We start from the raw sequence: 16,045 nt of genomic DNA on the forward strand, positions 1-16,045 counted from the left end.
GGCCCTATCGCTGGGCCGCCGGGCGCACGATGATCTCGTTCACGTCGACCTCGGCGGGCTGGTCCAGGGCGAACGAGATGGCGCGGGCGATCGCGTCCGCCGGGATCAGGTTGCGGCGGAACGACGTCATGTAGGTCCGTGCGTCCGGGTCGGAGATGTGCTCGGCGAGCTCGCTCTCGACCGTCCCCGGCGTGATCGTGGAGACCCGGATGCCGGGGTCGGACTCCATGCGGAGCCCCTCGGTGATCGCCCAGGCCGCGAACTTCGTGGCCGAGTACACCGCCGACGTCGGGTACACCTCGTGCGCCCCGATCGAGGCGACCGTCACGACGTGCCCGCCGCCCTGCCGCCGGAAGTGCGGCAGCACCGCGGCGATGCCGTGCAGCAGGCCGCGCACGTTGACGTCGATCATCTGGTCCCACTCGTGGACCAGGAGGGCGTCGAGCCGGGACAGCGGCATGATCCCGGCGTTGTTCACGATCACGTCGATCCGGCCGTGCTCCTGGACCACGGCGTCGACCGCGGTGCGCACGGCGTCGGCGTCGGTCACGTCGAGCCGGAGGGCGGCGGCCCGGCCGCCGTCGGACCGGATCTGCTGCGCGACGGCGTCCAGGCGGTCGATGCGCCGGGCGCCGAGGACGACGTCGTGGCCCTCGGCGGCGAGGCGGACGGCCGTGGCCTCGCCGATGCCGCTGCTGGCGCCGGTCACGAGGACGACCTTGGGGGTGCTTGTCGTTGTCATGGTTCCAGGCTGGTGCGCCGTCCGGCGGCCAGGAAGGACGCCGTCCTCCTGGGTGCGACGCACCCTGGATACCTGGCCCGGCGCGCGCGTACCGTCGGGGCATGACCTCCTCCCCGCTCGGCGACTACCTGCGCGGCCGCCGCGACCGCCTGACGCCGGAGGCGCTCGGGCTGCCCGTCTACGGCCGGCGCCGCGTCGTCGGGCTGCGCCGCGAGGAGGTGGCCATGCTCACCGGCGTGAGCGTGGACTACTACGTGCGGCTCGAGCAGGGTCGCGAGGTGAGCCCGTCGCCGCAGGTGCTCGACTCGCTCGGGGAGGTGCTGCGGCTGGACGACGACGGCCGCCAGCACCTGTACCGGCTCGCCGGCCTCAGCCCCCGCCCGCTGCCGCCCGCCCCCGTGGAGGAGGTGGACGACGCCCTGCTGGAGCTCATGCTCTCGTGGCCCACCAGCCCGGCGCTCGTCCTCGGGCGGGCGTACGATGTGCTGGCCGCCAACCCGCTGGGTGCGGCGCTCTTCGGCGGCTTCCCGTTCTCGCGGAACCTGACGCGCACCGTGTTCCTGGACCCGGGCGCGCGCACCCTGTACCCGGACTGGCACCTGGTCGCGGAGAACGCGGTGGCGGGGCTCCGGCTCGCGGACGGGCTCATGCCCGGCGATCCCCGGATCCGGGCCGTGGTGGACGAGCTGCGCGTGAAGAGCCCGGACTTCGTGGCGCTCTGGGACCGGCACGACGCACGAGGCAAGCGCCTGGACACGAAGCGGTTCCGGCACCCCGAGGTGGGGCCGCTGGAGCTGCGGGTGCACGTGTTCGAGGTGCGGGGCGCGCCGGGGCAGGAGCTGGTGGTCTACCACGCGCCCGCGGGGTCGCCGTCGGCGGAGGGGCTGGCGCTGCTGGGGACGCTGGCGGCGACGCGGGGGATCGGCTGACGCCGTCTCCGTCTTCTATCCTTGACCCGTGGCAGACCGGATCCCTACGGGAGTACCTACCCGCCCAGGACCACGGCCCCGGGTCGTCATCCCGTATCCCCGCCTCTCCCCGGGACTGCGCAGCTACTTCGCGACCGAGGGCGGGGGCGCGACGCTCCTGCTGGCGGCGTCGGCCGTAGCGCTCGTCTGGGCGAACGTCGCGGGCGGGTCGTACGAGGCCATGTGGGACACGCCGATCAACCTCACGGTCGGCACGTGGGAGCTGCACCTCTCGCTGCACCACTGGGTCAACGACTTCCTCATGGCCGTGTTCTTCCTGGTGGTCGGCGTCGAGGTCAACCGCGAGCTGACGGTCGGCGAGCTGCGCAGCTTCCGCGCCGCGTCCGTGCCGCTGTTCGGCGCCATCGGCGGCCTGGCCGTGCCGATCGGCATCTACCTGCTGATCAACCCGTCCGGGCCGGACGCCGCCGGCTGGGGCCTGCCGATGTCCACGGACACGGCGTTCGTCATCGGCGTGCTGGCGCTGGTGGGGCCGCGCTGTCCGGACCAGCTCCGCATCTTCCTGCTCACGCTGGCGATCTTCGACGACATCGGCGCCATCGCGCTGCTCGGCATCTTCTACTCCGACGCGCTCATGATGGGTGCGCTCGTGCTCGCGGCCGTCCTGGCCGTCGTGCTGTTCGCGATGCGCTGGATCGGCATCTGGCAGATCGCGCCGTACCTGATCGTGGGCGCCGTCCTGTGGGTGGTCGTCCTGGAGTCGGGGCTGCACCCGACGCTCGCGGGCGTCGTCGTGGGTCTCGCCGTGCCGACGGCGCGGCACGGCAACGACGACGAGGCGCGCCTGCACTTCGGCTTCTACGGCCGCGCGCTCATGGAGGAGCTGGACCCTGCCCGGTCCCGGCTCGCCGTGCGCGCCGCGCAGTCCGCCGTGCCGACCAGCGACCGCCTGCTCGACGCGCTGCACCCGCTGAGCTCGTACGTCGTGGTGCCGGTGTTCGGCCTGGCCAACGCGGGCGTGGTGCTCTCCGGCGAGTCCATCGACGCCGCCATGTCCAGTCCCGTCACGCTCGGCGTGCTCGTCGGGCTGGTGCTCGGCAAGGGGATCGGTGTGGTCCTCGGCGCGATGATCGCGCTGGTGACCGGGCTGGGCACCCTGCCGGGGCGGGTCAGGTACGGGCATCTCGCCGGCGGCGCGTTCCTGTGCGGGATCGGCTTCACCATCGCGCTGTTCGTCAGCGAGCTCGCCTTCGACGACGAGGCCCTGATCAACGAGGCCAAGGTCGGCATCCTCGTGGGGTCGCTCCTGTCGGGCATCATCGGCGCCGTGATCCTGCGGTACTTCGGCGACCGGCTGCCGCTCTGCTCGCCCCACGAGGCCTCGGGCCCGCCACCGCTGCCCGAGGGGGCGTGGCGCCCGCCGGCCTGACGGCCTCAGGGCGCCGTCGGCCTCGGGTGGTGCCCGTGATCCTGGCCCTGCCCTTGCGCCGTGGTGGTGTCGTCGCCGCCGGGCGGTGCCTTCTCGGCTGCGGCCGCTTCTTCGCGGGCCAGGAAGGCGCCGAGCTCGCCGATGGTGCTCATCAGCGGCGCCGGGAACACGACCGTGGTGTTCCTGTCGACGCCGAGCTCGACCAGCGTCTGCAGGTTGCGCAGCTGCAACGCCAGCGGATGCACCATCATGATGTCGGAGGCGTCGCCCAGCCGCGAAGCGGCGAGCTGCTCGCCCTCGGCGTTGATGATCTTCGCGCGCTTCTCCCGCTCGGCCTCGGCCTGACGCGCCATGGCGCGTTTCATGGTCTCGGGCAGCTGGATGTCCCTGAGCTCGACCAGTGTGATCCGGAGGCCCCACTCGGTGGTCGTGCGATCGAGGATCAGGCGGATCGCGTCGTTGATCCGGTCGGTCTCCGCCAGGATCTCGTCCAGCGCGTGCTGCCCGACGACGTTCCGCAGCGTGGTCTGGGCGATCTGGTTGATGGCCGCGGTGACGTTCTCGATCTCGATCACGGACTTCACGGCGTCGACCACCCGGAAGTAGGCGACGGCGGCCACGTCGACGCTGACGTTGTCCTTGGTGATGATGCCCTGGGACTGGATCGGCATCGTGACGATCCGCAGGGAGATCCGATGCAGCACGTCGACCACCGGGACGATGACCCGAAGGCCCGGCTCGCGGGTGCCCTTGAGCCGGCCGAACCGGAAGAGCACACCCTTCTCGTACTGCTTGACGATCTTGACGGCCATCGCGAGGCCGATCAGGACGAGAGCAACGATCAGGATCAGGATCCAGGCCGACGTCGTCATGACGCCTACCTCTCAAGAAGGTTCAGGACCGGTCCCAGGCGGAGGTGTCCTGGACTCGTCCACTCCTCACGATACTCCGGCGACGACGCCGTGCTGCGGGTGCGCTACAGCACCTACCGCCCCCACCGGGACGTGCGCTTGCGTGACAGGCCCATCGTGTCGCGCAGGTCCGTCACGGTGACGTCGCCCAGGTAGGGCTCGTCGTTGATGAACAGGGTGGGCGTGCCGTGCACGCCGGAGTCGATCCCGTCCTGGTAGTCCGTGCGGACGGCGTCGGCGAACTTCTGCGCCGGGTCTCCCACCAGGGTGCTGGTGTCCAGCCCGAGCTGGTCGCCGTACCGGACGATCGACGCGTCGTCGAGGCTGTCCTGGTTCTTGAAGAGCAGGCCGGCCATCGGCCAGAACGCGCCCTGGTGGCCGGCGGCCTCCGCCGCCAGGGCCGCCGTCAGCGCGTACGGGTGCGGCTCGAACAGCGGGAAGTGGCGCCAGACCAGGCGCACCTGGCCGTCCGAGTTCTTGATGAGCTCGTGCAGCACGGGCTTGGCCGCGCCGCAGTACGGGCACTCGAAGTCGCCGAACTCCACGATCGTGAACGGCGCCTCCGGGTTGCCGTAGGCCCAGCGGAACGCGAAGTCGGCGTCGTGGGGGGCAACCGGCGCGGCGTGGGGCACGGCCTCGCGTGCGCTGCCGTCGGACTCGTCGATGGTCATGGCGTCATCCTTTCACCGGCAGGGCGGGTCGCGGCGTCCAGCAGGGTCTCGGCGGCCGCCCGCGCGTGGTGCGCCGCCTCCGGGGTGCCGGCGATGGCGGCCGTCGTCTGCGCCCCCTCGGCCAGGATGGCGAGCTGCGGGGCCAGCGTGGGCGGCGCCCCGGCGTCCGCCACGAGCCGGGCGACGTACTCCTGGAAGGTGCGCTTCTGCTCGCGGACGGCGTCCGCGACGGCCGCCGACGACGCGCCCAGCTCGCCGTGGGTGTTGATGAACGCGCAGCCGCGGAAGTCGGGCTCGCGGAACCACGCGTCGAGGAAGTCGAAGATCGCCAGGATGCGTTCGCGGGCCGTCGTGGCCGGCTCGGACGCCGCGGCGAGCCCGCTGTCCCAGACCTGCGTGCGGTGGCGCAGGACGGCGACGATCAGCTCGTCCTTCGAGGCGAAGAGCGAGTAGATCCGCTTGAGGGACACTCCCGCCGCCGTCCGCACCGCGTCCATGCCCACGGCCTGGACGCCGCGCGCGTAGAACAGCTCGTCAGCTGCCCGGACGACGTCCTCGCGCGCCGTCTTCTCGTCGATCATGCGATCTCACCCCGTCTTGTGTCCCGCACGAGTTGCGCGGAGAACGTTCGTTCTCTACTGTAGCGGACGTGGGCGGAGAACGAACGTTCTCCGCTGGGATCGAGAAGGAGACGGATCATGGGTTTCATCACGGTCGGCACCGAGAACAGCACCTCCACGGAGCTGTACTACGAGGACCACGGCTCGGGTCAGCCCGTCGTGCTCATCCACGGCTACCCGCTGGACGGCAACAGCTGGGAGCGTCAGTCGCGTGAGCTGATCGCCGCCGGCTACCGCGTCATCACCTATGACCGGCGCGGGTTCGGCAAGTCCAGCAAGGTCGGCGCCGGATACGACTACGACACGTTCGCCGCCGACCTGGACGCCGTGCTGACGTCCCTCGACCTGCGCGACGTCATCCTGGTCGGCTTCTCGATGGGCACCGGCGAGCTGGCCCGCTACGTCAAGAACCACGGCCACGAGCGCATCGCCAAGCTCGCGTTCCTGGCCTCGCTCGAGCCGTTCCTCGTCGCGGCCGACGACAACCCCGAGGGCGTCCCGCAGTCCGTCTTCGACGGCATCGCCGAGGCGGCCCGGGCCGACCGCTTCGCCTGGTTCACCAACTTCTACCAGGACTTCTACAACCTGGATGAGAACCTCGGCTCCCGGATCAGCCAGGAGGCCGTCACCGCGAGCTGGAACACGGCCACGGGCAGCGCCCCGGTCGCCGCGTACGCGGTGGTCCCGACCTGGATCGAGGACTTCCGGGCCGACGTCGCCGCCGTCCGCGCCGCCGGCAAGCCGTCCCTGATCCTGCACGGGACCAAGGACAACATCCTGCCGATCGACGCGACCGGCCGCCGGTTCCACGACGCGTTCCCGGAGGCGGAGTACGTCGAGATCGAGGGCGCGCCGCACGGTCTGCTCTGGACGCACGCCGCCGAGGTCAACGAGGTGCTGCTGCGGTTCGTGCGGGCCTGAGTCCTGGCCCCGGCGTCTCGCCGGGGCTCGAAGTGATCGGTAGGCGGTCAGGTGATCGGTAGCTCGTGCTGCCGATCACCTGACTTTTGCCGATCACCCTGATCCCGGGGTCGGCACCGCTCAGCGGGGGAGCGGGCCCGTAAGTGGCGCGGGAGCGCTCGACGTCGGGCATGTGCGCGTCGCCCCACTCGCCCAGCGCCGCGAAGACGGGCTGCAGGCTGCTGCCGAGCTCCGTGATCTCGTACTCGACGCGCGGCGGGACCTCCGCGTAGATCCTGCGTTGCACCAGACCGTCGCGTTCGAGCTGGCGCAGGCGCTGGGTCAGCACCTTCGGCGTCACCCCGATGCGGCGCTCCAGCTCGACGAAGCGCTGGGTCCCGTGCGCCTGCAGCACCCACAGGATCGGCGTCGTCCACCGGCTGAACACGAGGTCGACCACCGGCGAGATGGGGCACGCGGTGGCCGGGTCGTCGTCGGGCTGCGGGCACCAGGTGCTGGTACCGGGCTTCGTGGCGGGTGTCGCGTCCGGCATGGTGGGCTCCAATACTTTCCTGAGGGAACCTACTGTACTGACGCTCGTAACGTCGGCGGCGCGGCGGCCACACGGGCCGCCCGGCCCCTCTTCGGGGCCGTGTCGTACCGACAAGGAGCACCCATGATCGTCGTCACCGGAGCCACGGGGAACATCGGCCGGCCGCTGGTCGCCGAGCTCGTCCGGCGGGGCCATGACGTCACCGCCGTCTCCCGCGCGGGGGCCGCCCCGCTCGACAGCCCGCAGGTCCGCGGGGTGAGCGCCGACCTGGCCGAACCGGAGGGCCTGCGCGCCGCCGTCGACGGCGCGGACGCCCTGTTCCTGCTGGTGCCGGGCTCGGGCGGCCACCTCGATACCGAGCGGATCATCGGCGTCGCGGCCGAGGCCGGCGTGCGGCGGCTCGTCCTCCTGTCCTCGCTGGGCGCTGTCACCCGTGCGGGGTCGGTCTCGCACGGTCCGCTCGCCGAGCTGGAGAAGCGGGTGCAGGGTTCGGGCCTGGAGTGGACGCTCCTGCGGCCCGCCGACTTCGCCAGCAACGCGCTCGCCTGGGTGCCGACGGTCCGGGCAGCGCGCACCGTCCACGCACCCTTCGGCGACGTCGCGCTGCCCGCCGTCGACCCCCTGGACATCGCCGAGGTCGCGGCCGCCGCCCTGGCGGAGGACGGGCATGCGGGGCGCGCCTACGTGCTGACGGGTCCCGCTGCCGTCTCGCCGCGCGCGCGGACCGCGGCGCTCGCGGAGGCGCTGGGTGTTCCGCTGACCTTCGCCGAGCAGACCCGGGAGCAGGCGCGTGCCGAGATGCTCGCGTACATCCCGGAGCCGGTCGTCGACGGCACGCTCGCGATCCTGGGCGAGCCGACGCCGCAGGAGCAGTCGGTCAGCCCGGACATCGAGTCGGTGCTGGGGCGGCCGGCAAGGACGTTCGCCGACTGGGCACGTCGGAACGTGGCGGCGTTCGGGGGCTGATCCGGGGCGCTCGCGGTGAGTGCGCGGGCGCCGGTGCAGGGGCAGGGGTGGTGGCGGGCGCGGCCGGTCGGGCGGGCCGGCGACTCCGTCTGCCCGGCCGGGTCGGCGAGGCCGTTCTCCCGTTCCGCTGGTGGCCGGCCGTATGCCGAGTTCGCCGGTGCCTTTTGCCGGTCCTACCGGCGAGCGGTCCTCGGGTCGCCCCGGGTGAGGCGTGTGCGGGTTCCCTCGGTCGGATCCTGACCCGGGGCTCGTCAGAAGGGCGGTTCTACCGGAAAGGGCGTGCGTGGGTCGCGCGGCGGGCTGGCCCTGCGCTTCTGCGAGGGCGCGGAGTTCGCGGCCTTGCCGGTGGTCGGGTGCTGACCGAGGAGGTGTCGGGTGTCGTCGGTGAGGCTGGTGATGTCGTTGCTGACGTGGCCTACCTGGGTGGCGGGTCGGGTGTAGGTGTGGCCGGTGGGTGCGGTCCAGGTTGTGGTTCCGGTGTGGGGGTCGCGGGTGATGTTCCAGCCGTGGTGGGTTTTGGCGAGGTGGTGGGCGCGGCACAGGGGTTGCAGGTTGGTGGCGCGGGTTTGTCCGGGGGTGCCGGGTGGTTGGGTGGTGTGGTCGAGGTGGTGGTCGTAGGGGTGGATGTGGTCGAGGTCTGTCCAGCGGGCTGGTCGGTCGCAGTGGGGGAAGCGGCAGGTCTGGTCGCGTGCGGTGATGGCTTGGCGCAGGGTCTTGCCGGGTTGGTAGGTGGTGGTGGAGTAGTCGGTCAGGATGCCGGTGATCGGGTCGGTGATGAGGCGTTGCCAGGTGGCGTCGGTGGCGATGCGGGCGGCGGTGTCGGCGGGGATGGGGCCGTAGCCGTGCAGGTGGCCGGGGGTGTTGTCCAGGTCGAGGAGCGTGGTGGCCGGGACGGTGACTCTGATCTGTGGTCGTGTGGTGATGACCTGGACGCTGGTGCCGCCGCACAGGCAGCCGCCGCAGGTGCAGCCGGTCGCGGGCGCGGTGGTGCGCGGCAGAGCGGGATCCGGTGCCGAGCTCGGCGCAGGCGTGCCCGTGCCCGTGCCTGTGCCTGTGCCTGTGGTCGTGTCGTTGGTGCTCGTGCCCGGTGCAGCACCGGGGTCGGGTGCGCATTCGGGGCGGGGTGGGACGATGATGCGGCCGGTGGTGATGGCGACGAGAGCGTCGGCGCGGGCTTGGGTGAGGGTGCGGGTGTTGCCGGGGGTGCGGCGCAGGGTGTGGGCGGCTTGTTCGATGGCGTCCCAGATGGCGGCCGCGTCGGTGGCGGGCAGGTGGGCGGTGATCCAGGCCATGGAGTTGTCGGCGGGGTCGAGGTAGACGGCGCGGCGGGTGATCGCGTGCCGGGCGACTTCGGTGGTGCCGTGCAGGTGGGTGGCGTGCTGGTTCATTTTGTCGCGCAGCCAGCGGCGGGTGTGGTCGGGGGCTTGGGGGAGGTAGCGGGTGATGGCTTGGTCGCGTTCGGCGATGGTGAGGGGGTTGCCGGCGTGCAGCAGGATGTCGGCTTTGGCGGTGTCGATGGTGCCGGTGTGGAGGGCGTTCATGACCTGGGGGTGCTGGGTCAGGCCGGCACCGCGGGCCATCAGCTTGTTTGCTTCGGTCTGTGGGACGTGCAGGCGGGCGCTGATCTCGGCGGCGGCGGCGTTGTGCTCGGTGGTCCAGCCGCGGCGGCGGGCGATCTCGCCGGTGGTGCGGGACTGCATCGCGGTGGCCCAGGAGATGATGTCCTGCCACCGGGCCGCGACGTCCAGCAGGTCGGCGTCGTCGGTGTCCGCGACCTCGACCCGTGCCAGGGCGGCGACCAGCGCCGCACCCACCGGCGGGCCGGCCAGATCCGACGGGCCGATCAGATCCGGCAGTGCAGCCTGCTCGGCCTCCTCGGCCCGCCCGGTCAGACCGCTCGTCGTCGACTGCGTCACGAGGCCGTGACCGCGCCAGGTCACGGTCGCCGCCGGCAGCACACCCTCACCGTTCATGGGCTGCGCGCTCCAGCAGAGGGTGCGAGACGGCGTCGTCGCGCCCGGATGGGCCGCCGGCAGAGTGGCGAAGGCGTTCTGGACGGCCCGCTCGACGGCGGCGGTGACCGCGACTGCTGTCTCCATCCGCACCCCTTCCGCTTCGAATCATTCGGTCTAAACGTCAATGCATCGAATATACGTTCGACATCATGCGGTCGCATCTCCAGATCCAGATCTGTGGACAACGCCGAGCGACGGCACCCGAGCAGCCCACCCGGGTGACCGGATCCGTCCGCCCCGCGACCTGATCCAGCCTCACGCGCGGGCCGCAGCAGGGACCAGACTGGGTTCATGAGCAGAGCACTGATCGTCATCGACGTCCAGGAGTCCTTCCGGGTGCGCCCGCTGTGGGCCGAAACCCTCAACCCCGGGGTCGCGGAGCCCGTCAACCGCCTCGTCGCCCTCGCCCGCGCGGCCGGCGACCTCGTCGTCTGGGTGCTGCACACCGAGCCCGGGTCGGGCAACCCGTTCGACCCCGCGACCGGCCACGTCCGCCTGTTCGAGGAGTTGGGCGAGCCCCGGCCCGGCGAGCCGCTGCTGCACAAGACCTCGCACAACGCGTTCACCACCACCAACCTCCAGCAGATCCTGACCACCCACGGCGTGCGCGAGCTGCGGATCTGCGGCATCCGGGCGGAGCAGTGCGTCGAGACCACCACGCGCGTCGCCTCCGACCTCGGCTACGACGTGACGTTCGTCAGCGACGCGACCACGACCGACCCGTTGGGCCGGTTCACCGCCGCCGACATCCTGGAGCGCACCGAGACCGTGCTCCGTGACCGGTTCGCCCGTATCGCGACCGTCGCCGAGCTCGAGTCCGAGTCCCAGTCCGAGTCCCAGTCCGAGGCCCGGACAGGCGCCACGCCGGACACCGAGGTGGCAGCATCGACGGCGTGACCACCGTCGTCTTCCTGCTCCTGCCCGGGGTCCACCTGCTCGACCTGGCGGGCCCCGCGCAGGCGTTCTTCACGGCCGGGGACTTCGGCCACTGCTACGACCTGCGCTACGTCACCGGCGCGCCCGCCGTCACCGGCGCGCCCGCCGTCACCGGCGCGCCCGCCGTCACCGGCGCGCCCGCCGTCACCGGCGCGCCCGCCGTCACCGGCACTCCGGCCGGCGGCAGCGGGACCGAGGGCACCCCGGTGCCCGACGCCGCCGTGGTCGCCTCCGCCCAGGGCCTCCCCCTGGTCGCGGGCACCGCGTGGCCGGCGCTCGGCCCGGACGACCTCGTCGTCGTGCCCGGTTGGCGCGTGGGCGACAACCCCCAGGCCTGGCCCCGCCTGACCGCGGAGACGTGCGAGCGGCTCCGCGCGCACCACGCGGCGGGCGGCACCGTGGCGAGCGTGTGCGCGGGCTCCGACGCCCTCGGCCAGGCCGGGCTGCTCGACGGCCGCCGCTGCACCACGCACCACGCCGTCCAGGACGCGCTGGCAGCGCGGCACCCGCGGGCGCACGTGGTCCGCGACGTCCTGTTCACCACGGACGACGGCGTGGTCACCTCCGCGGGCATCGCCAGCGGCATCGACCTCTCGCTGCACCTGCTCGCCGTGCGGCACGGCCCGGCCCTGGCCGCCCGCGTGGCCCGGGAGATGGTCGTGTATGCGCGCCGCAATGGGACGGAGCCGCAGGCCAGCGCGATGCTGCGGCACCGGTCGCACGTCGACGACACGGTGCACCGCGTCCAGGACCACATCGACACGCACTTCACGCGCACCCTGCCTCTGACCGCCCTCGCGGGGCACGCCGGCGTCGCCGAGCGCACCCTGACCAGGGCGTTCACCCGGGCCACCGGGGTGACACCGCTGCGCTACCAGCAGCTGCTGCGGCGCGAGCGGGCCGAGCACCTCATCGGGCAGGGCGCCACCGTGGAGTCGGCCGCGCGCACCGTCGGCTTCGAGGACCCCCGGTCCCTGCGCCGCCTCCGCGAACCCCGCTGAGCGGCGGGTCAGGCCCCCGCGCCGCCGTCGACCTGGAGCACGGCGCCCGTGACGTACGACGCGCGATCGCTCAGCAGCCAGGCCGCGGCCTCGGCGATCTCCTCGGGCTGCGCCCCGCGCCGCAGCGGGATCCCGGGCGCGAGGTGCTCCATGAGCCCGGGGGTGTACTCCTCCCAGGTGCGGATCATCTCGGTCAGCGTGCCGCCGGGGGAGACGGCGTTGACCCGGATCCCCTCGGGCCCGTAGGTCACCGCGGCCGACTCGGTGAGACTGTTCACGCCCCGCTTCATGGCGCCGTACGCGGGCAGCACAGGGTTCGCGCGCAGGCTGCCGACGCTCGTGTTGTTGACGATCGCGCCGGTCCCGGCCGTCGCCCTGATCGCCGCGATCTCGGCGACCATCGACAGCCACGGCCCACGGAGGTTCACCGCGTACAGGTGGTCGAAGTCGGCCTCGGAGACCTGGTCCAGCGGCGCGGGCTCCGTGAATGCGGCCCCGTTGTTGAAGGCGACGTCGAGCCGCCCGTACCGCTCCACGGCCTGGTCGACGGCGGCGCGCACGCTCCCGGCGTCGGCCAGGTCGGCGACGGCGTGGTCAGCGGTGCCGCCCGCGGCCCGGACCTCGTCGGCGACGGCGCGCAGCTGTGACTCCGTGCGCGCCGTGAGGAACACCGCGGCGCCCTCTCGGGCGAAGAGGCGGGCCGCGGCGGCACCGATACCCCGGCCCGCACCCGTGATGAAGGCGATCTTGCCGGCGAGCAGCCCGCTCCCGGTCGTCGTGGTGACTGCTGGTGTGGTCGATTGGCTCATGCCGACGAGCCTGCGCCGGCACCGGAGGCCTATCCAGGCAGCGCGCGTACCTGGCTACGCCCGCACCGGCTGCCCATACTCGGGGTATGGACAGAGCCGAGCTCGCGACGTTCCTGCGGTCCAGGCGCGAGCGCATCTCGCCGGCCGACGTCGGGCTGCCCGCAGGGCAGCGGCGTCGGACGCCGGGACTGCGCCGCGAGGAGGTGGCCCAGCTCGCGTTCATCTCGACCGAGTACTACACGCGCCTCGAGCAGGCGCGTGGCCCGCATCCGTCGCGCGAGGTGCTGTCCGGGCTGGTGCGGGCGCTGCGCCTGTCCGACGCCGAGCGTGACCACCTGCACGACCTCGCGGACGTGGCGCCCGGTCTGCCGCCCGGCCCGCCGCGCGAGGTGCGGCAGAGCATCCTGGACCTCCTGCACCGGCTGCCCCTCTCGGCGGCGTTCGTGACGTCGGCCGTGCAGGAGGTGCTCGCCTGGAACCCGCTCGCGGCGGCGCTCATGGAGGACTTCTCGGCGACGCCACGGCGCGAGCGCAACCTGCTGCGCCGGGCGTTCCTGACCGTCGACGCGGACGGCCGACGGCTGTTCGGGGTCTCGGACCTGGACGAGTTCCAGCAGGCCTCGGCCCGTCGGCTGCGCACGGTGACGGCCCGCTACCCCGACGACCCGGAGCTCGCCGCGCTGCTGGCGGAGCTCCTGAGCGGCAGCGACCGGTTCGCCCGGCTGTGGGCCGCGGGAGACGTGCAGGTAGCGCCGGTGCTCCGCAAGACGTTCCACCACCCGCTCGTCGGACCGGTCACCGTCAACTGCGACGCGCTCGACCTCGCCGACCGGGACCAGCACGTGGTGATCTACACGGCCGACCCGGGGTCGTCGTCCGAGGAGGCGCTCCGCCTGCTGTCGGTGCTCGGCACGCAGCGGATGGACGTGACGGCCTGAGCGCTCGCTCTCGGCCCGGGGGCCCGGGTCAGACCAGCAGGCCGACGACCACCGCGACCACACCCAGCAGCGGGACCACGCCCTGCTTGAGCGCCGCGCTCGCCTTGCTCGGGTCCGAGACGATCAGCACCAGCGACGCCGCCACCATGGAGCCCGCACCCGCCAGCACGAGCGCGCTGCCCGCCGCCGTCGACCCCGCCGCCGTCAGCACGATGCCGACCGCCGTGACGATCGCGAGGAACAGGTTGTAGTAGCCCTGGTTCAGCGCGAGCGGCTTGGTCACCTCCGCCTCCTCGGCGCTCATCCCGAACGTCGCGAGGGTGCGCTTCTCGGTCCAGGCGAAGGACTCCAGGTAGAAGATGTAGACGTGGATGAGTGCTGCGAGGCCCGCGAGCACAAGTCCGGCGATCAGCAAGGGTGGAGCCCTTCGTTCCCTGGGTCCCGGTGCGGGTCCCGGCTCGGGTCCCGGCGCGGGGCGCGGCCGGGTGATCGGAAGTATGTCAGCACCCCGCCCGGACAGCGCCGGGAATAGCCGGCGCGTCCAGATGGCTCCGTCTCGTATGGAGTGGGAGATGACGGCGCTGACGCGCGAGCGGTTGTCCGCGGGTGACGTGCGTACCCGGCCGGGCTCCCTGTGGGCCGTCGTGCTGACCGGCGCGGCCACGCTGGAGACCGCCGGCGCCCGCCACCGGGTCCTGGCCGGCGACGCGGTGCTGGTCGACGCCCGGACGGCGCACCGGCTCGTCGCGGACGCCGAGACCGACCTGGTGCACGGCGACCTGCGGCCCGCGGTCCCGTCCGCGGCGCTGCCCAGCCCGCTCGTCGTCCGCGGTTTCGACCAGCGCCAGCGCGGCGTCGTCGCCCTCGTGACCGCCTGCCCGCTCGACGCGATCTCCAGCCCGGCCCCGTTCGCCGCGAGCTACGCGGGCCTGGTCGGGGCGGCGATGACGGCACTGTGGCAGGAGACCGCGACGGCCACCGGCCGCAGCGACGGGAGCGCCGGCGGGCGGGTCGGCGCGGGGACCACCGCGCCCGGTGCCGTGGCCGCCGCCGACGCCCAGGTCGCCGACGTCGTCACGGCGCTCGCGGACCGCCCCGGCGAGCAGTGGTCCCTCGACCGGATGGCGGCGCTGGTGCACCTGTCGCGCTCGGCGCTGACCGAGCGCTTCCGCCGTGCCACGGGGCACAGTCCGATGCAGATGCTGCGGGAGGTGCGGATGCACCGGGCGCGCACGCTCCTGATCGACCAGTGCCTGCCGGTCACGCGGGTCGCGTTCGAAGTGGGCTACGGCTCGGTCGCGGCGTTCAGCCGGGCGTTCACGTCCGATCACGGCCTCTCGCCGCTCGCGTGGCGGACCAGGCCCCCGGCCCCGCGCCGCCAGGCCCGGCCCTGGGTCCCGTCGGCCCCGCTCGGCCCGTCAGGTGCGGGGTACCCGCAGGAAAGCCCAGCCGAGCCCCGCCGCGACCGCGGCGGCCGCCCCGACCAGCATCAGCGGCCGGACGCCGTGCCCGTCCAGTAGCACGCCGCCCAGCGACGACCCGGCGGTGATGGCGATCTGGAACGCGGTGACCTGCAGGGACATCGCGGACTCCGCCCGCTCCGGCTCCACCCGGGTGACCCAGAGCTGGGTGATCACCGGCACCATGCTGATCGAGAAGCCCCACAGCACCACCGCGACGGCCAGCACCGGCACCGACGAGGCGAACGCCGTCAGCACGAGGCCCACGGCCAGCGCGACCGGGGCCGCCGCGGCCAGCGGCCGCAGCCACCGCGCGAGCACCCCGGCGAGCACGGTGCCCACCGTGCCGCCGATGCCCCAGGCCAGCAGCATCCACGTGGTGGCGGCGGGGTCCACCCGCTCGATGGCGATCCGGATGTACGGGTAGGCGGTGAAGTTGGCGAACGCCACCAGCACGACGCAGCCGATGCCCGCCATGAGCCGCCCGTTGCGCAGCGCCTCGCGGAGCATCCGCAGGCCCGCGGTCGGGTGCGGCGGCACCGAGGGCAGGCTCAGGCCGAGCACGACGGCGCCGAGCGCGGTGAGGACGGCGACGCCCCCGAACGTCGTCCGCCAGCCGACGGCGTCACCCACCACGGAGGCCAGCGGGATGCCGACGACCGTCGCGATGCTGGTGCCGAACGCCAGCGCGGACGAGACCACGTGGTCCCTGCCGGGCACGGCTCGGGTGCCGGCCCCGAAGGCGAACGACCAGTAGCCGGCGAGCGCGATCCCGAGCAGGAGCCGGCCGAGCAGCAGCACGGCGAAGCTCGGTGCGAGGGCGACCGCGAGGTTCGACACCGCCGCGGCGACGAGCAGCGCGACCAGCACGGTGCGCCGGTCGGCCCGGGGGAGCAGCACCGCGATGCTCGGCGCGGTGAAGGCCCCGGCGACGGCCGTGGCGGCCACGGCCAGCCCGGCCGTCCCCTCGCTCACGCCGACGTCGGCCGCCAGCGCGGGCAGCACGCTCGCCGGCAGGAACTCGCTGAGGACCACCATCGCGATCCCGAAGGAGAGGGCCACGACGGGCGTCCAGGTCGGGTTGCCGGACGGCGGGGCCGCGACGGCGTCGCGCCGCGGGGTGGTGGTTGTGCTCGTGCTCATGAGCACAACCCTGACCGCCCGC

At 73.0% G+C, this 16,045-nt stretch carries 17 protein-coding genes; 8 read left to right on the forward strand and 9 right to left on the reverse strand.

The window, feature by feature from the left end; all coding sequences use genetic code 11:
- Nucleotides 1-4: 4 nt before the first annotated feature.
- Entirely contained in the window at nt 5-742 is a 738-nt protein-coding gene (locus ACZ7LE_RS05525; RefSeq protein WP_470402315.1) for an SDR family oxidoreductase, read from the reverse strand.
- A 101-nt stretch (nt 743-843) separates the two neighbouring features.
- On the opposite strand from ACZ7LE_RS05525, the gene ACZ7LE_RS05530 reads away from it, so the two are divergent.
- Both ACZ7LE_RS05530 and nhaA read left to right on the forward strand, forming a co-directional pair.
- Entirely contained in the window at nt 844-1,671 is an 828-nt protein-coding gene (locus ACZ7LE_RS05530; protein ID WP_470402316.1) for a helix-turn-helix transcriptional regulator, read from the forward strand.
- Between the two features lie 28 nt (nt 1,672-1,699).
- Entirely contained in the window at nt 1,700-3,100 is a 1,401-nt protein-coding gene (nhaA, locus tag ACZ7LE_RS05535; protein ID WP_470402317.1) for a Na+/H+ antiporter NhaA, read from the forward strand.
- 5 nt (nt 3,101-3,105) lie between these two features.
- On the opposite strand, the gene ACZ7LE_RS05540 is transcribed toward nhaA, so the two are convergent.
- From ACZ7LE_RS05540 to ACZ7LE_RS05550, 3 genes are all read right to left on the reverse strand, one after another.
- Complete coding sequence (locus tag ACZ7LE_RS05540) at nt 3,106-3,972, reverse strand: slipin family protein (RefSeq protein ID WP_470402318.1); 867 nt, start codon at nt 3,970-3,972, stop codon at nt 3,106-3,108.
- Between the two features lie 113 nt (nt 3,973-4,085).
- On the reverse strand, nt 4,086-4,682 hold the full coding sequence (locus ACZ7LE_RS05545; RefSeq protein ID WP_470402319.1) for a DsbA family protein: 597 nt from the start codon (nt 4,680-4,682) through the stop codon (nt 4,086-4,088).
- Nucleotides 4,679-5,263, reverse strand: coding sequence for a TetR/AcrR family transcriptional regulator (locus ACZ7LE_RS05550; protein ID WP_470402320.1), 585 nt, complete (start codon nt 5,261-5,263; stop codon nt 4,679-4,681). Before ACZ7LE_RS05550 ends, ACZ7LE_RS05545 begins: the two co-directional genes overlap by 4 nt.
- A 117-nt stretch (nt 5,264-5,380) precedes the next feature.
- Here ACZ7LE_RS05550 and ACZ7LE_RS05555 point away from each other — a divergent pair, with 117 nt between their 5' ends.
- Nucleotides 5,381-6,223 (forward strand): alpha/beta fold hydrolase, encoded by an 843-nt coding sequence (locus ACZ7LE_RS05555; protein ID WP_470402321.1) that lies wholly within the window; start codon nt 5,381-5,383, stop codon nt 6,221-6,223.
- Here ACZ7LE_RS05555 and ACZ7LE_RS05560 read toward each other — a convergent pair.
- Nucleotides 6,189-6,755 carry a winged helix-turn-helix transcriptional regulator gene (locus ACZ7LE_RS05560; RefSeq protein ID WP_470402322.1) on the reverse strand — a complete coding sequence of 189 codons (567 nt, stop codon included), beginning with the start codon at nt 6,753-6,755 and terminating at the stop codon, nt 6,189-6,191. The two genes, ACZ7LE_RS05555 and ACZ7LE_RS05560, sit on opposite strands and share 35 nt — an antisense overlap.
- 123 nt (nt 6,756-6,878) lie before the next feature.
- Here ACZ7LE_RS05560 and ACZ7LE_RS05565 point away from each other — a divergent pair, with 123 nt between their 5' ends.
- Nucleotides 6,879-7,721: an SDR family oxidoreductase gene (locus ACZ7LE_RS05565; RefSeq protein WP_470402323.1), complete on the forward strand. Its 843-nt coding sequence runs from the start codon at nt 6,879-6,881 to the stop codon at nt 7,719-7,721.
- 251 nt (nt 7,722-7,972) lie between these two features.
- On the opposite strand, the gene ACZ7LE_RS05570 is transcribed toward ACZ7LE_RS05565, so the two are convergent.
- Nucleotides 7,973-9,679, reverse strand: a complete 1,707-nt coding sequence (locus ACZ7LE_RS05570) for an HNH endonuclease signature motif containing protein (protein ID WP_470402324.1) — start codon at nt 9,677-9,679, stop codon at nt 7,973-7,975.
- 348 nt (nt 9,680-10,027) lie between these two features.
- Here ACZ7LE_RS05570 and ACZ7LE_RS05575 point away from each other — a divergent pair, with 348 nt between their 5' ends.
- Both ACZ7LE_RS05575 and ACZ7LE_RS05580 read left to right on the forward strand, forming a co-directional pair.
- Nucleotides 10,028-10,633 carry a cysteine hydrolase family protein gene (locus ACZ7LE_RS05575; protein WP_470402325.1) on the forward strand — a complete coding sequence of 202 codons (606 nt, stop codon included), beginning with the start codon at nt 10,028-10,030 and terminating at the stop codon, nt 10,631-10,633.
- On the forward strand, nt 10,630-11,673 hold the full coding sequence (locus tag ACZ7LE_RS05580) for a GlxA family transcriptional regulator (protein WP_470402326.1): 1,044 nt from the start codon (nt 10,630-10,632) through the stop codon (nt 11,671-11,673). Before ACZ7LE_RS05575 ends, ACZ7LE_RS05580 begins: the two co-directional genes overlap by 4 nt.
- Nucleotides 11,674-11,681: 8 nt before the next feature.
- Here the strand turns inward: ACZ7LE_RS05580 and ACZ7LE_RS05585 are convergent, their stop codons facing one another.
- Nucleotides 11,682-12,482: an SDR family NAD(P)-dependent oxidoreductase gene (locus tag ACZ7LE_RS05585; protein WP_470402327.1), complete on the reverse strand. Its 801-nt coding sequence runs from the start codon at nt 12,480-12,482 to the stop codon at nt 11,682-11,684.
- Between the two features lie 86 nt (nt 12,483-12,568).
- Here ACZ7LE_RS05585 and ACZ7LE_RS05590 point away from each other — a divergent pair, with 86 nt between their 5' ends.
- Nucleotides 12,569-13,420 (forward strand): helix-turn-helix transcriptional regulator, encoded by an 852-nt coding sequence (locus tag ACZ7LE_RS05590; RefSeq protein ID WP_470402328.1) that lies wholly within the window; start codon nt 12,569-12,571, stop codon nt 13,418-13,420.
- A gap of 28 nt (nt 13,421-13,448) precedes the next feature.
- On the opposite strand, the gene ACZ7LE_RS05595 is transcribed toward ACZ7LE_RS05590, so the two are convergent.
- On the reverse strand, nt 13,449-13,835 hold the full coding sequence (locus ACZ7LE_RS05595; RefSeq protein WP_470402329.1) for a DUF1304 domain-containing protein: 387 nt from the start codon (nt 13,833-13,835) through the stop codon (nt 13,449-13,451).
- A 157-nt stretch (nt 13,836-13,992) separates the two neighbouring features.
- On the opposite strand from ACZ7LE_RS05595, the gene ACZ7LE_RS05600 reads away from it, so the two are divergent.
- Nucleotides 13,993-14,940: a helix-turn-helix domain-containing protein gene (locus ACZ7LE_RS05600; protein ID WP_470402330.1), complete on the forward strand. Its 948-nt coding sequence runs from the start codon at nt 13,993-13,995 to the stop codon at nt 14,938-14,940.
- On the opposite strand, the gene ACZ7LE_RS05605 is transcribed toward ACZ7LE_RS05600, so the two are convergent.
- The gene (locus ACZ7LE_RS05605) at nt 14,839-16,023 is read right to left on the reverse strand and encodes an MFS transporter (RefSeq protein WP_470402331.1); all 1,185 of its coding nucleotides are present in this window, start codon (nt 16,021-16,023) and stop codon (nt 14,839-14,841) included. The two genes, ACZ7LE_RS05600 and ACZ7LE_RS05605, sit on opposite strands and share 102 nt — an antisense overlap.
- Nucleotides 16,024-16,045: the final 22 nt, after the last annotated feature.

It is taken from the genome of Promicromonospora sp. NPDC110617 (assembly GCF_055598465.1).

Excerpts from the sequence above, each read along its gene's own strand:
- ACZ7LE_RS05540 (WP_470402318.1), bottom strand. The coding sequence starts at position 3,972 with ATGACGACGTCGGCCTGGATCCTGATCCTGATCGTTGCTCTCGTCCTG.
- ACZ7LE_RS05605 (WP_470402331.1), bottom strand. The coding sequence starts at position 16,023 with ATGAGCACGAGCACAACCACCACCCCGCGGCGCGACGCCGTCGCGGCC.
- ACZ7LE_RS05555 (WP_470402321.1), top strand. The coding sequence starts at position 5,381 with ATGGGTTTCATCACGGTCGGCACCGAGAACAGCACCTCCACGGAGCTG.
- ACZ7LE_RS05530 (WP_470402316.1), top strand. The coding sequence starts at position 844 with ATGACCTCCTCCCCGCTCGGCGACTACCTGCGCGGCCGCCGCGACCGC.
- ACZ7LE_RS05545 (WP_470402319.1), bottom strand. The coding sequence starts at position 4,682 with ATGACCATCGACGAGTCCGACGGCAGCGCACGCGAGGCCGTGCCCCAC.
- ACZ7LE_RS05560 (WP_470402322.1), bottom strand. The coding sequence starts at position 6,755 with ATGCCGGACGCGACACCCGCCACGAAGCCCGGTACCAGCACCTGGTGC.
- ACZ7LE_RS05575 (WP_470402325.1), top strand. The coding sequence starts at position 10,028 with ATGAGCAGAGCACTGATCGTCATCGACGTCCAGGAGTCCTTCCGGGTG.
- ACZ7LE_RS05525 (WP_470402315.1), bottom strand. The coding sequence starts at position 742 with ATGACAACGACAAGCACCCCCAAGGTCGTCCTCGTGACCGGCGCCAGC.
- ACZ7LE_RS05565 (WP_470402323.1), top strand. The coding sequence starts at position 6,879 with ATGATCGTCGTCACCGGAGCCACGGGGAACATCGGCCGGCCGCTGGTC.
- ACZ7LE_RS05585 (WP_470402327.1), bottom strand. The coding sequence starts at position 12,482 with ATGAGCCAATCGACCACACCAGCAGTCACCACGACGACCGGGAGCGGG.
- ACZ7LE_RS05590 (WP_470402328.1), top strand. The coding sequence starts at position 12,569 with ATGGACAGAGCCGAGCTCGCGACGTTCCTGCGGTCCAGGCGCGAGCGC.
- ACZ7LE_RS05550 (WP_470402320.1), bottom strand. The coding sequence starts at position 5,263 with ATGATCGACGAGAAGACGGCGCGCGAGGACGTCGTCCGGGCAGCTGAC.
- ACZ7LE_RS05600 (WP_470402330.1), top strand. The coding sequence starts at position 13,993 with ATGACGGCGCTGACGCGCGAGCGGTTGTCCGCGGGTGACGTGCGTACC.